This window comes from Bacteroides sp. D55t1_190419_B8 (assembly GCF_015558905.1).
Classification (GTDB): Bacteria; Bacteroidota; Bacteroidia; order Bacteroidales; family Bacteroidaceae; genus Bacteroides; species Bacteroides vicugnae.
Map to the genome: position 1 here is coordinate 240,660 of NZ_JADMOU010000005.1, position 15,595 is coordinate 256,254.

Sequence of the window (15,595 nt, forward strand, 5' to 3'; positions counted from 1 at the left end):
TCCTGTTTAAAATTTAACCATTAAGTTGAAACCGAAACGGCGTGAGCTAGGATTAGCTGTGTATTCTCCATAGTTACCTTCAAGATCATTGCCAAATGAAGTCATTTCGGGATCAATAAATGTATTGCTGGATGGGGTCCAGATGAATAAGTTATTACCATATGCGGAAACTTTCACTGCCTGAAAAGGTGTTTTGGCCAGCCATCTTTTTGGCAAATCCCAACCTAATACTACAGAGCGAAGTTTTACATACGATTTATCTACAAGGAAGCAACTTCCCAGATCGGAACCTCCGTCGCCCCAGTATTTATAAATATTAGAACTGGTAATGGGCGTTGTATTTTCTACGTAAGTAATTTGATCTCCATTTACAATCTTATTTACAGAGTTTGGCACAATAAAAGGATTTCGATCGTTATAAGTAGTCTGGATTGCATTACCTGTAAAATAATTAATATCTTTGGTACGTGAATACATGACTCCACCCTGACGGATATCAAAGTCAATACCCAAGCTTAAACCTTTGTATCTCAATGTTGTAGAAACGCCCATTTGATATTTATTATTCATATCTCCACAGATTCCGAACTCACCAGCTTCAACAGGTAGACCTGTTGAAGAGTTGACAACAACTCGTCCTTGAGGGTCGCGTTCAGCTACTTGTGCTTTGAATACTCCGACAGGCATTCCTGTAATAGCGTACATACTAGTTCCCCCATTTAATCCATAAATATTTGTAATACCACCCAGTTCTTCAGGCAAACTGATTACTTTACTCCAATTCTTTGTAAAGTTCCATGTTAGTTCCCAACTGAAATCTTTAGTTCTGATCGGGGTTCCACTAATTAACAATTCTATACCACGATTTCGTATCTTACCTAAGTTCATGTTTTGCGCTGTATAGCCTGAAGCCGGATCCATGGCTAAAGAAAAAATCTGTTTGTCAGTATTACGATTATAATAAGAAACATCGAAAGACAAGCGATTTTTGAAGAAAGCCATATTTAAACCGATTTCAGCCTCTGTCGTCATTTCCGGACTTAGTGTATTACTACCTAAAATGTTACCTGCCGAATAAGCATTGACACCTCCTAGCGGGAAGGTGAGGTATCCAAAAGGTATTCTATTTGAAGATTGTGCATATACAGGATTAACCATATACACATCAGCATCATTACCGGTTTTACCCCAGCTGGCACGTATTTTACCAAAAGAAATGATATTGCTTAAATCACTATTTAATAATTCGCTGAAAATGAAACTGCCGGTAAAACCCGGATAGAAGAAACTGCGGTTCCCTTTCGGAAGAGTAGAAGACCAGTCGTTACGAGCTGTAACTGTCAGATACAGCATGTTTTTCCAAGAACCTTCAAACTGTCCGAACACACCCATCAGACGTCTAAGTTCCAAATGTTGTTCAACAATTGGAGTTTTACCAGAATTCTTCAAGTTAAACCATGTCGGGATAGTCAAATCGTTTACCTCCGAATATTGGTAAGAGACTTTACGCTCATTTCCATTGAATCCGACTAACGCATTGATATTAAAATCACTGATCGGCATATTGAAATTAACCATAATATCTTGATTAATTTCACGACGCCGGGTTATCTGTTCTGTATATTGTCCTGTCTCACCAGAGAATGGACTACTGGAACCTTGTCCTTCTCCGTTGGGTGTTCCTTCGTAATAAAGAGCATATAAATTAGGTTTTCCTTTATCGCTCTGGCCGGTTGTAGTATCCAATCCCATACGATATGTGAATTTGAAATATTTCAAGAATTCATAATCTAATTGGAATTTGCCATAAAATCTTTCAGATTCATATTCGTTCAAATAATTTTCCAGAATATAATATGGATTCATCACGCCATAAGGAGTATAATAATAGCCCGGAGTGTTAAACGGATCATTCTGGTCTTCCAGCCCTATAATACTGACATCGCGTGGTGATTGATAGAGGGAGTTCAGCATAGAGAGCCCTTGCCCCGTAGTAGCAAACTTATTTTTCTGATAGGCATAGTTTAATGAAGAAGAAAATGTTAATGCGCCTACCTTATGGCTGCCACGTGCGGAAAAGGTATATTTGTCATAACTGTCAGCGTCTGTTGGAATCATACCATCGTCGCTAATTTGAGAGAAAGAAACATAATAATCACTTTTGTCTGTTGCTCCATTAAATGAAAGGCTATTGCTATACCTGAACCCGGCATCAAAAAAGTCTTTAATGTTGTCAGGCATTGCTACATAAGGCTTCAACTTTTGCGAGTTATTATACACATTTCCCCATAATTGCATTGAACCATCAAAACGAGGTCCCCAAGAACCATTTTCCAACTCCGTATGGTTACCGTTCCATCCCATACCAAATTCATTCTGAAATTCCGGTAAACGTAAAATTGTAGACCATTGTACACCGCCATTGTACTCAATACCAACACCTTTATTCTTTCGTCCACTTTTCGTTGTGATCATGACTACACCATTTGCAGCACGACTACCATATAAAGCAGTTGCTGCCGCACCTTTTAGAATTGTCATGTTTGCCACATCATCCGGATTAATAGCGTTTGCTCCATTACCAAAATCATATCCGCTGTTCAAACCATCTGTAGAATATACTGTAGAGTTATTCAATGGTACACCATCCACTACATATAATGGTTGATTTGTACCCGATAGTGAACTAACACCACGAATAATTACAGAATTTGAAGAACCAGGATCTGATGAAGTACTGGAAATCTGAACCCCCGCAATTTTACCTGCTAAACTTGACATAACATCGGAAGTACGACTCTCCGCAATTTTGTCACCTCCCACAGAAGTCGCAGCATACCCTAATGCTTTTTCGGAGCGTTTAATACCCATTGCTGTAACAACAACTTCATCAATTTGCTGGGCATCAGACCTAAGTACTACCTTTAAATTAGATTTGATAGCTACTTCTTGAGTCTGCATACCAATGTACGAAATCTGCAAAGTCTTTGCAGAACTAAATACAAGTATAATATATTGATTACTAACAATATACACCTATCTACTTTCCTGTGACAATAAATCTTTTGTTGTGGTTATTGTGCAGATTATCAATATGTTAAACACCTGTCAAACATATTAAATTGCTGATTTATGATACCAGATTTCTATCAAAAATAGGACATAACCTTCTATTAATTAATTGTTTAAGCTCTTATCTTATATGATATAAACTAAAAATTATTTCCATCTTAACGCTTGAAGATGGGTTTTCTTGTTCTAAATTATATCCAATAATTACTGATTATAATAATATATCCATTAGTAAACAATAACCTATGAAAAAGAAAAACTCCAAATGAAAAAATGCATATTTTATTACTGTATATTTTTAAATATGCAGGGGCGGACTCAAATCTTCCTCAAAATCGTAGAGAATATGATTGATGAATATTCATATTGAATGGTTATATACTTATTTTATATCAAATAGATTGCATAATTACATATAACTATATCAAAGGAACCATTTGTCATTTATCTGATGAACAAATGGTAGAACCAAAAATACCGAATTTTAGTAGCTATTAGAGGTCGTCAGGTTTATAAATTAGCTTTTAATCCTCTCCTTTTAAAGAAAGCAAAGGCTTCTCTACGACCAATGACTCGTTCCTTTTAAAGGAACGCTTTATTCCTTTAAATGGGACGAGTAATAATATTCGTAATAATAATGTATATTTAGATTATGTATATGCGTTTTCGGAACTTATATTGCATATCCTTTCATTTAATTATACACACTTTCTTCTATTAGAGAAAATTATACCTTCCATTTCTAAAACCAAATCTTAAAAACAGAACACTTTCGTTTAGGCTTTGTGCTTATTATTATTTGAAGAGGCAGTTTTCTCGAGATCACGCACCACTGTAATATCCATTATATTTGCATATACCTGTGTGGTCTTTACACTTTTATGCCCTAATAGTTTTTGTACAGTAGTTATATTGGCACCATTATATAATAATAAGGTAGCATTTGTATGACGGGCGGTGTGAAACGATACACGTTTATCAATTTTAGCCAGACCTGCCAATATATTTAATTCCTTATTAATATTAGAATTGTCTTTTAACTTGAAAAAACTGTTGAGGTCATCTTTATAGCGTTGCAATATTTGGATTCCTTTACCTTCAAATAATAAATATAAAGGAAGACGTACTTCCATACCTGTTTTGACAGATTTGTATATTATCCAAGTTTCCTGATGAAACTCAACAATATTTGCAGAGGTCAGATTAGTGAAATCAGAATATCGTAATCCTGCATAACAACAAAATAAAAATGCATCTTTTGTTTTTTGCAGTCTCGTATATCTTCCTGTCAACTGTAAATTCTCAAATTTGTGTAACTCTTCCGGAGCTAAGTGTGTATGGCTTCCTTCTATACTTTTAATTTTATATTTTCTAAAGGCATACTTCTGTATATCCATATACTCCTTATTTATTGCAACATTAATATATCGTTTCAGATGCTTCATGTGCTTGGCAATAGTATTAAGGTGATAACCTTTAGATTGCAGGTAATTATCAAAGGAAGACACAAATTCAAATGTCAAATCGGTAAATAATACCTCTTTCTTGAATTCCTGAAGTAATTCAAGCGTGGAAAGGTGATTTTGACGGGTACTCTCTTTCAAAGAAGAATTAGCTATCTCCTCTTTAAAAAAAGTCAAAAATGACCTTCCGTTGCTTAGGGGTTTATCAATAGAATTTTTTAATAAATCTAACGATATGGACTTTCCCTGTTGCCATAGTCCAAGTTCTGTTTGCTCAATAGCCGCTATATTTTCATATAACATACGATTCAAGACATTCGCATTAGGATGATTCCTCACCATTTTTCGTTTGGTATCCCACTGTTCCGGTTTGAGATATATTTTGGTGGAGAAATACATTTTTTTTCTGTTCAAGTATGCCTCTACCTGAACTAATGCCATTCCTCTTTTATTCAATCTCTTCTTTCTGTTAAACACAAGGTTGTAACTGATCTTTTCCATACTTTTATTTTTTAATTAATAATAGAACAAATTAGACGTGATTCTGTGCTATATTAGAGGCAAATAAGCATTAATATCTCTAAAAAATAAATCCTCAAATCACTTGGTATTCACAAAACTTTAAATTAAATGCCACTTTTTTATTCCTTTTTTTGCGGAAAAAGCAAAAAGAACAACTTTTAAAGACGTTTTATGACCAAAAACGAGTAAAAGAAATATTAAAATATACATTTTGTTTATGCAAAAAGCTATTACTTGCTTTATTGATCAACGTTTTTAATTAATACAAATATGCTTTTCAACATGAATTCAGTATAAAAAATAACAAAATGTTATATTTGCAACCTTTTTTTATTAATATAGTTGTTAGTTTCAGTTTTATTAATATATTTGCAAATTGTTAGAGTAAAGATACAAATAATGTAAAGTTAAACTTTAAGAGAGATTTTATGAAAAGAAAATTAATGCTGTTATTGGCATGCCTTTTTGTGGGCATAGGTCTAGTAACTGCCCAAACTCAAAAGGTCACAGGCGTTGTGATTTCTGAAGAAGACGGGCAGCCAGTTGTTGGCGCTTCTGTGTTAGTAAAAGGTACTACTCAAGGTACAATCACAGATGTAGATGGTAATTTTAATTTATCAAATGTACCAAGTTCTGCAAAGACTTTGCAGATTTCGTATATCGGCATGCAGACTCAGGAAGTGGCGATAAAGCCCAATTTGCGAGTGATTCTCAAATCTGATGCACAGCTAATAGATGAGGTTGTGGTAACCGGATATGGGGTAACTAAAAAAGCGGCATTTACGGGATCTGCCCAAACGGTGGATAACAAGGACTTGATGAAAAAAACAGATGCAAACTTTATGAAGTCTTTGGAAGGATCAGTTGCTGGTTTACAAGTAAACAGCTTGACTGGACAACCTGGTGCATATGCTTCTACTACTATTCGTGGGGTCGGTTCAATGAACTCCGGAACTGAACCTTTATATGTAATTGATGGTATTGCCATCTACACAGACAAAATGGGAGCTTATAACAAAGCCGGAACAGGGGATATGGCAGCAAGTCCGATGGCTAATATCAATCCTAACGACATTGAGTCCATCACAGTTTTGAAGGATGCTACAGCAACGGCTATTTACGGAGCTCGTGCAGCGAATGGAGTAATTGTAGTTACTACTAAAAAAGGTAGTCTGGGAAAAGCGCGTTTTAATGTGAACGCAAAAGTCGGAACTAGCTTTATTGGTAAGATAAATCATGATTACCGTACGACAAATCTGGATAAATACAAAGAAATCTGGACTGAAGGACTAACAAATGCAGGATATGACGGTGAAGATGGCATGACTTCTGCTGAATGGCTGAATGCCTATGTTATGGATTGGTATAATGTGGACTTGACGCAAAATATCAAGAGTGTGGATTGGCTGAAGGAGATTCTGCAAAATGGTTTTTCACAAGAATATGATATCAGTGCTCAAGGTGGGAATGAAAATTTGCGCTATTATATTAGTGGAGGATATTTTCAGAATACAGGTATCGTCATCGGAACTGGAATGAAACGCTATAGCGGACGTATTAGTTTAGATGGAAAAAGCGGGCGGATAGGATATGGACTTTCTGTGAATGGAGCACTCTCCGATATAAACAACACGATGACTGAAAGCCAATATACTAATCCTATTGTAGCAGTATATGACATCCGTCCGTTTGAACAGGTGCGCAATGAAGACGGAACATATAATACAAATGTTAATTATAATCCTGTAGCTATTAACGATAAAGAAAAAGGTGATAAACGTAATCAAAAGCAGATTACATTGGTTGTGAATCCATATTTTACTTATAATATTATTGATGGCTTAACATGGAAGACAAATGCAGGATTGAGCCTGATTGACTTGGACGAGTTCTTTTACAGTTCAATTTATAATCCTCAATATTCCGGTAGCGGTATGCTTGGTCAAAGAAACCAAGAAAGGGCAACAACCTTAACCATTACCAATACCGTAAACTTCAACCGCACTTTCAAAGACATGCATCATTTGAATGTATTGTTGGGACAAGAAGCACAGAAAATATCTTATAGAACAATTTATGCAGCTGCCAGTGGATATCCTAGTGATGCTGTTTTTGAACTGGACAATGCTTCCAAACCAACAGGGGCAGGATCTTCAACCAAAGCAAGCACTCTTTCTTCATTCTTTATGAATGCAGAATATAATTTGAATGATAAATATTATCTGTCAGGCAGTTTCCGTTATGACGGTTCGTCGAGATTTGGTATAAACAACAAATGGGCTCCTTTCTGGTCTATAGGAGCAAAATACCGTATTTCTAACGAAAGCTTTATGGAAAACACCAAAAGCTGGTTGACAGATTTGACTATCAGAGGCAGTTATGGAACTGTAGGTAATCAGGATATTGGTTATTATGCAGCAATGGGATTGTATAATTATGGATATTCTTATAATGGCAAACCTGGAGCTATTCCTTACCAAATAGCCAATCCGGATCTTAAATGGGAGACTGTTGCGAAAGCCGATATCGGTATCCATGCTGTTTTCTTCGAAAGACTGACACTCGAAATAGACTATTATAACCAACGGACAAAAGATATGATATTTGATGTACCACTTTCTTACACAACTGGGTTCGGGTCTATTCTGAAAAATGTAGGTGAGATGGAAAACAAAGGTATAGAATTCTTGATTAACGCTAACGTACTTAGAAATAAGGATTTCAGTTGGGATGTTCGTTTCACTGGTACGGCAAATAAAAATAAAATCATAAAACTTGCCACAGAAAAACCAATTGAGAATACTCTAACTATCAGAAAAGTTGGCGAAGCATATAATACATTCTATATGCCGGAATATGCAGGAGTGGATCCTGAAACAGGAGAAGCAATGTGGTATAAAGGACAAGAAGGGGATGAGAAAACAAAAAATGTAAATGAGGCCGGTCAGCGAATTGTAGGCTCCGCCGATCCTAAATTTTATGGTGGCTTTGGAATGAATTTCAAATACAAAGGTTTTGACTTCTCTTTTGATACCAGTTTCACCCTGGGAAATAAAGTGTATAACTCCGGATTTGCATTTGACATGCAGGTTGGACACTATTTCTTAGGCCCGGTGTCCAACTATGTTTATGACAATCGCTGGCAAAAGCCGGGAGATATAACCGACGTACCCAAATTCGTAGCTGGAGACAACTCGGGAGCAGAAACTAATTCCAGCCGTTTCTTAATGAATGGTTCTTATTTAAGAATGAAATCCATGGTTTTAGGATATACTCTTCCAAAGAACCTTATGAATAAAGTGGCTATTGACAATTTAAGAGTTTATATCTCTGCTGACAATTTGTTCACTATCACTGCTAAAGATTTTATAGGATTTGATCCACAAACTAGATCTACCGGTATGCAGTCTTGGGCATATCCTGTAGCTAGAAATATCATGTTCGGTCTTAATCTCAGCTTCTAAAAAAATAACTTTAGAAATTTATGACAATGAAGAAAATATTATTTGCTTTATTAACCGGTTGGATGGCAATTTCATTCACCGCATGCGATGACTTCTTGACAGAAACGCCATCAACTTCTGTTCCGACAGAAGAAGCCTTGGTTACTACCCAAGATTTTCAGAATGCTCTAAATGGTGTATATTACACATTAGGTTCATATCGTTTTCTGGGACGTGATGTATTAGCAATTGGAGATGCGCCAACGGATATCACTTCACATTCCGTTGCAACGTCTCATTTCTATGACATCTTCCGCTATCAGATACTGGATACTAATTCATACATAGAAGAAATATGGGCATACGGATATTGGGCTATCGACCGTTGTGCACGTATCATTAAAGAAGGTGCTTCATTTAAAGAAGTAACAAAGGGGGATCTGGCAGAAGTGGAAGGATGCATCGCTCAAGCCTATGCAATTAAAGCCCTCTGCTCTTTCTATTTGACTAATATGTTCGGTTTGCCATATTCGGAAGCCAATAAAACGACATTAGGTATCGTGAACGTTACTGAACCCGTTCCTGCCTATTCACAGGTGTCAAGAGTCAGTGTAGAACAAAATTATAGCCTGATTCTTGATGATATAACGAAAGCTAAAGAATATTATGCTAAAGAAGGTGTTGAAAATGTAGGTAAACAGTATATGAATACGGCTGCAGTTGCTGCACTTGAAGCTCGCGTAAAACTCTATATGAAAAATTACGAAGGGGCTATTACAGCGGCTCAAGAGGCAATAACCCTAAGTGGCGGTACAATTGTATCAACCAAAGAAGACTATAAGAATATGTACACGACATTAGCTGTTTCGACAGAAGACATTTTCTTTATAGCAAAAGCCGAAGATGATTATTTGTCCGCTAATGCTCTGAATACTTTATGGAATAAATACGGTTTGTCTATTAACAGCGCAACAATAGCAGAATATTCACCTAATGATATTCGTCTGGCACTTCTTGGCGATACGTGGACTGGTGGAAAAATGCGTGGTATTACAACCAATAATCAGATTTCTAATTTGCCGGTTTTCAGACTGCCTGAAATGTATTTAATACAGGCAGAAGCATATGCAAAACAGTCAACTCCTGATTATGGCAAAGCCAAAGAAAAACTATTGGAAGTAGCTGCAAAAAGAAACCCGGACTTGGATGACAGTGAAATTGCAGAGGATCAAACGGTTATTGATGCCATTGATAAAGAAAGAAAATTAGAACTGGTTCAAGAAGGACATCGCTTCTTTGATGCAAGAAGATTAGGCAAAATTATTAGTGTAGCAGATGGATCGTACACTAATTTCAACATCGCAAAATTTGTGTACCCAATACCTTCTTTTGAAGTCAATTCAGGTTTTGGAGTTATACAAACAGAGGGGTGGAGTAATAATCTACCTCGATAATACTTTTTAAAATTGTCTTTAATATAAGGATCAGTTTTAAGTAAAAGATGAGACCTGCAAATTTTGAGTCAATCGAATTTGCAGGCCTCACTATTTATAATCAGATAACCCTTTATTACAATAGAAACACCCATCTCGCTTATTCATTCAATCTCATAAAATACACTTTTCCGTACATTCGACCAACCAACATATTTTCTTTATAAAAAGAATTTAAAATAAAAAATGTTCCTTATATTTGCCATCCATTTAAAACCTTTACATTAAAAGAGCATATATTTTCCCTTATAAACAACGATTAAGAGACTTATGCTTCTCTAAATGTTCTCTGAAAGAAACTGAAAACACAAAATTATATGGATCAATTTTTAGAGAAAATAGATACACATACTTTATCACTTTTACAAAAAGGTGATGAGAAAGCCTTTGATACTATTTTCTGGAAATACAATTCACGTGTATTCCACTTTATTCATTCACTTCTATATGATAGAACACTAGCAGAAGACCTCACTCAAAATGTATTTCTGAAGATTTGGGAAAGACATCAGGATATCAAACCGGAAGAAGGTTTTGAAGCCTATCTTTTCACGATAGCACGCAACATGGTATATAAAGAAACAGAGAAGCGGCTGCTCTCGGAACGTTTTCTGGATTCAATCAAACAAACTGATGCCGACAAGCACTTTGAAATAGACGTTGACACCGACTCCCTACAAGAATATATAGACGAGCTGGTAGAACAGTTACCCTCTTCCCGGAAGAAAATCTACCTCATGAGCAGGAAACAACATCTGACAAATAAAGAAATAGCAACCCAATTGTCTCTATCTGAAAAAACAGTTGAAACGCAATTATATCGTGCCCTTCATTTCTTACGTTCTAAATTAGCTAATGAAATTGTAGCTTTGGCTCTATTTTTTCTTTCTTATAATTTTAAATAGTGTTAAATACAGAGTAAAATCTTTGCCCCCTGTAAGGATTCTTGGCTCCATGGAGATATACATAATAAAAGCCCATGGAGAAGAATACGAATATATTATTATTAGAATGTTTTATGCGGGGAGAAACCTCTCCGGATGAAGAACGAATACTGTCGGACTGGCTCCACAGTCAGGAAGCAAAAGAACAGTTATCCAACTATTATCAGGAAACCTGGAAAGGCTCTAATAACAAGCTCATTGCCGAAGTACAAGGACGTATGTTTGAACGGGTCAAAAGTCAAATGCATAATGCTGCACAAGAGTTGAATAGACTCAAACAGAAACGGACAATGCGAATCAGACGTTTATTCCAGTATGCAGCAATCATTCTTTTAATTATAGGAGCAGGAATAGGAGGTCATTTATATACAGTTTCTCTCACAGAACCCACAGTAACGGACAAGAGCTATCTTGTCCAGACAGGAAAAGGCCAACGGGCAAATATTACCTTACCGGATGGTACAGTCGTCTGGCTAAATTCATATACCCAACTGCATTACAATGCAAATTATGGAGCCACCCAACGAGTGGTGTCATTGACAGGCGAAGCATATTTCGAAGTAGCTAAGGATAAGGAGAAACCATTTATTGTAGAAACGGCGGGAATGAATGTAGAAGCTTTGGGAACTACTTTTAATGTAAAAGCCTACCGGGAAGACTCTCAAATCATCGCAACACTTTTTTCCGGTTCGGTCCGTGTTTCTTCCGATAGAGATAACGTTATTCTTTCTCCTGACGAAAACGCTACATTTGAACGGAGTTCTGGCAAGCTGATAATGCATAAACTGGATAATTCATCGTATGCAAAAATGTGGCGAAACAATGATCTTGTCTTTAATGGAGAAACGCTGGAAGAAATTGCCGTGCTACTTAACAGGATGTATAATGTCCAAATAATATTTAAATCCGAACGTATCAAAAAACACCGCTTCTCCGGAGTGATCTGCAACAATAGCCTTGATAATGTAATCGAACTAATTAGCCTAACCTCTCCCATCACTTATGAAACTCGTGGAGACACCATAATACTAGGCAATAGGTAACCCAATATATTTCTAATTATTAACCTTTAAAATCCAATGCGTATGAAATAGCCCCGATAGAATAAAAAAAGATAGCCTGACAAGGTCAGGACTATCTCCTTTAAGCTTAAATCGGAACTTGGAAACTCACTCTGATACTGACAACTGGCGGAAGGCAGTGTCAGAGGGTATATACACCCGATTTTCAGCTTGTAAAGTTACATCTTTTTTATTGTTTAATGATTAATTTCCTATAAAATGAGTAACATCAAGCATCTCTTTTCCCGAATATTATATATTATTATATTTTTATCAAGTAGTCTAAGTGTCATGGGGCAGATCACTCTCACCATGAAAGACAAACCTTTGAAGAAAGTGATAAAACAGATAGAAAAAGTAAGTGAATATCGTTTCTTCTATAATGAAGAGTTGGCTAATCTCAATAAGGCAGTCTCTCTCGAAGCACAGAATAGCAGTATAGAAAAGGTTTTAAAAGAGCTTTCTTCGCAGGCTCCATTCAGTTATCTAATTAAGCCTAATTTCCAGATTGTATTATCTGACGAATTGCCTTCACAACAGACAAAATTACAGAGCATAACAGGGCGTGTAGTAGACACAGCGAACAATCCTATAATCGGTGCAAACGTGTTAGTGAAAGGAACTACCAATGGAGCCATCACTGATATTGACGGTAATTTCTCCTTAGAAAAAGTTCCGGTACAATCACAACTGCAGGTATCTTATATCGGATATGAGACTAAGGAACTGGCCGTAGTTTCCGGAAAGACAAATGTCAAAATCATAATGGCAGAAAACACCAAATTATTAAATGAAGTCGTAGTGACTGGCTTTGGCCTTGCTCAAAAGAAAGCCACCCTGACAGGAGCTATCGCCTCCATAGGAGCTGATGATATAGGCAGATCTTCAGCGGTAAACACTTCCGGAGCATTAGTTGGAAAGGTAGCCGGATTGAACTACAGATCTACAGACAGTCGCCCGGGAAATGCCACTACCTTGCAAATCCGTAACATGGGAACACCCTTATTTGTAATTGACGGCGTGCAGTCTGATGAAGGCCAATTCAATAATATTGACTTTAATGACATCGAATCCATTTCCATTCTGAAAGACGCCTCTGCTTCCATTTATGGTGTACGTGCCGCTAATGGAGTCATTGTTGTAACCACCAAGAAAGGAAAGAAAAACAGCAAAAGTACAGTTACGCTAAATACTTATTATGGCTGGCAACATGTATCACGCTTACCGGAACCGGCAGACGCCGTAACGTATGTAGAGAATTACATACAGTCTGAAACGATTCAGGGAAAGACGTCCCGTTTATATAATAAAGAAGATCTGGAGAAATGGCGGCAAGGTACAGAAAAGGGATATGTGCCATTTAACTGGTATGATTACATCTGGGTGACTTCTCCGCAATATTATGTCAATGCCAATGTTTCCGGAGGTTCGGACAAGATCAATTATTATTTCAGTGTCGGACACATGAATCAGGAATCTGCCATTCGCAATTATGGCGGTATGAAACGATACAACGTACAAATGAATGTCGAAGCACAGGTCACTGATAAATTCAAAATCGGCATGAACATGAACGGACGTATCAAACAGTTGAAGAATCCGGGTGTACCGGGAACCGACGACTATTCAAACCCGACAGCGGCCACCTACCGCAATCTACCGACTGTCCGCCCGTTTGCCAATGACAATCCTAACTATCCGGCATCAGTAGGCTCTGACAATGGCTTAAACTTCGGATTATTGAATTTTGAGAAAAGCGGAACCTTTGAAGACACTTGGCGAATGGCCCAATTAAACCTGAACGCAGAATATGAAATTATCAAAGGACTCAAAGCTAAAGCCTTGTTCGGATATTATTTTGCAAGCGAATTACTTAACAATCAAGAATATACCTATCGTGTCTATAGATATGACGAAGCAACGGACGAATATGTAGATGTAGGTGGACGCGCCAGTGCCTGGAGGGAAAGAACGAATGCTTATGTGGAAGAGTTGACTTCAAACATTCAACTGGCTTATGAAAAAGCATTCGGAGCACATTCCATCAATGCAGTTGTCGGCTTTGAAGCAATAAAAAGAGACACCCCAAAGTCTTGGCTGCATGCCATCCCGGCTTCCAACTCATTGCATCTGATCTATTATGATACGATTGACAAATACGAAGATACCGGTAACAATACGGAAGCACGTTTAGGCTGGCTGGGACGTTTCAACTACAACTACGCCAACAAATACCTGATAGACTTCTCCGCACGCTATGACGGTTCATGGAAATTCCCGCCCAATCATCGCTGGGGTTTCTTCCCTTCCGCCTCATTAGGCTGGAGAATATCAGAAGAAAACTTCTGGAAAGAATCAAGAATAGCTTCAATTTTCAGCGATTTAAAGATCCGGGGATCTTATGGATTGGTAGGAGATGACAACGTTGACGGCTACAGTGCTTTCGACTATATGACAGGCTACGACTACAAACAGGGAGGAGGAGTAATCGACGGTTCCTATATCATTGGTACTACCCCACGAAACCTGCCTGTTACCACGCTCTCATGGGCAAAGGCTAAAATTCTGGACATTGGTCTCGACGTTGCTTTCCTGAACAACCGTTTATCAGGAAGCGTAGATTTCTTCCGACGTATCAAAACCGGTATTCCGGCTTCCCGTGACGATGTATTACTTCCGGAAGAAGTGGGCTTTGAGCGTCCCAAGGAAAATCTCAATTCCAATGTTCACATACCGGATATGATTTGCTTGCACGTTGGAGTGATAAGGTCAATGACTTTCACTATTCTATCAGTGCCAATTTCACCTATTCCCGTTTCTACAACTGGGAACAGTATAATCCTAAGTTCAGTAATTCATGGGATGAATATCGTAATTCTACATGGCATCGTTTCGGAAATGTCAACTGGGCATACGAGGCAGACGGCCAGTTCCAAAGTTGGGAAGAGATTGCGTCGTGGCCGATTGACAATGACCAGAAAGGAAATACGACATTACGCCCGGGTGATATCAAATATGTCGATCAAAATGGGGATGGCATAATCAACGATATAGACAAACGCCCCATCGGATACAAAGAAGACTCCACACCCGTTCTGAACTTTGGATTTAACCTTGCATTCGCATGGAAAGGTTTCGATTTAGCATTGGATTTCTCCGGTGCGGGAATGTCTACCTGGAATCCGACATTAATTCAAAAAATCCCATTTAACAATAATGGAAACAACCCGGCTTACTATATGGAAGATACATGGAGACTAGCCGACATTTTTGATGCAAACAGTGACTTGATTCCCGGAAAATACCCGACATTACTAATCGGAAACAATGCCAATAATCACAGTAATTATTGGGAAAGTTCTTTCTGGAAGTACAATGTCCGCTACTTAAAACTGCGTAATCTGGAATTTGGTTACACTTTCCCTAAAGAGTGGCTGCAAAAATGCAGAATTAACAGTCTAAGGTTATATCTTGCCGGACAGAACCTGTTCACACTCACCAATGTACCTATCGATCCGGAAGTTTCAGCCGGTAACGGAACAGCTTATCCAAGTATGCGAATTATCAATCTGGGTTTAACACTTAAATTCTAAAAGC

General features: G+C 37.6%; 5 protein-coding genes and 2 pseudogenes. 5 read left to right on the top strand and 2 right to left on the bottom strand.

Translation table 11 applies throughout. The features are described from left to right. Positions 1-6: 6 nt before the first annotated feature. A pseudogene (locus I2I13_RS06975) lies at positions 7-2,997 on the bottom strand (SusC/RagA family TonB-linked outer membrane protein); the annotation flags it as partial. Between the two features lie 851 nt (positions 2,998-3,848). Next, entirely contained in the window at positions 3,849-5,036 is a 1,188-nt protein-coding gene (locus I2I13_RS06980) for a site-specific integrase (protein ID WP_195649174.1), read from the bottom strand. 449 nt (positions 5,037-5,485) lie between these two features. On the opposite strand from I2I13_RS06980, the gene I2I13_RS06985 reads away from it, so the two are divergent. From I2I13_RS06985 to I2I13_RS07005, 5 genes and pseudogenes are all read left to right on the top strand, one after another. Continuing rightward, entirely contained in the window at positions 5,486-8,521 is a 3,036-nt protein-coding gene (locus tag I2I13_RS06985; RefSeq protein ID WP_195649175.1) for a TonB-dependent receptor, read from the top strand. Positions 8,522-8,541: 20 nt separating this feature from the next. After that, positions 8,542-9,954 (top strand): RagB/SusD family nutrient uptake outer membrane protein, encoded by a 1,413-nt coding sequence (locus I2I13_RS06990; protein ID WP_074638703.1) that lies wholly within the window; start codon positions 8,542-8,544, stop codon positions 9,952-9,954. Positions 9,955-10,310: 356 nt separating this feature from the next. After that, positions 10,311-10,898: an RNA polymerase sigma-70 factor gene (locus I2I13_RS06995; protein WP_074638704.1), complete on the top strand. Its 588-nt coding sequence runs from the start codon at positions 10,311-10,313 to the stop codon at positions 10,896-10,898. A gap of 74 nt (positions 10,899-10,972) precedes the next feature. After that, positions 10,973-11,980 (top strand): FecR family protein, encoded by a 1,008-nt coding sequence (locus I2I13_RS07000; protein WP_195649176.1) that lies wholly within the window; start codon positions 10,973-10,975, stop codon positions 11,978-11,980. Between the two features lie 237 nt (positions 11,981-12,217). Continuing rightward, positions 12,218-15,591: pseudogene (locus tag I2I13_RS07005) on the top strand (TonB-dependent receptor). Positions 15,592-15,595 lie beyond the last annotated feature (4 nt).

Coding starts and splice junctions, on each gene's coding strand:
- I2I13_RS06980 (WP_195649174.1), bottom strand. CDS start 5,036: ATGGAAAAGATCAGTTACAACCTTGTGTTTAACAGAAAGAAGAGATTG.
- I2I13_RS06985 (WP_195649175.1), top strand. CDS start 5,486: ATGAAAAGAAAATTAATGCTGTTATTGGCATGCCTTTTTGTGGGCATA.
- I2I13_RS06990 (WP_074638703.1), top strand. CDS start 8,542: ATGACAATGAAGAAAATATTATTTGCTTTATTAACCGGTTGGATGGCA.
- I2I13_RS06995 (WP_074638704.1), top strand. CDS start 10,311: ATGGATCAATTTTTAGAGAAAATAGATACACATACTTTATCACTTTTA.
- I2I13_RS07000 (WP_195649176.1), top strand. CDS start 10,973: ATGGAGAAGAATACGAATATATTATTATTAGAATGTTTTATGCGGGGA.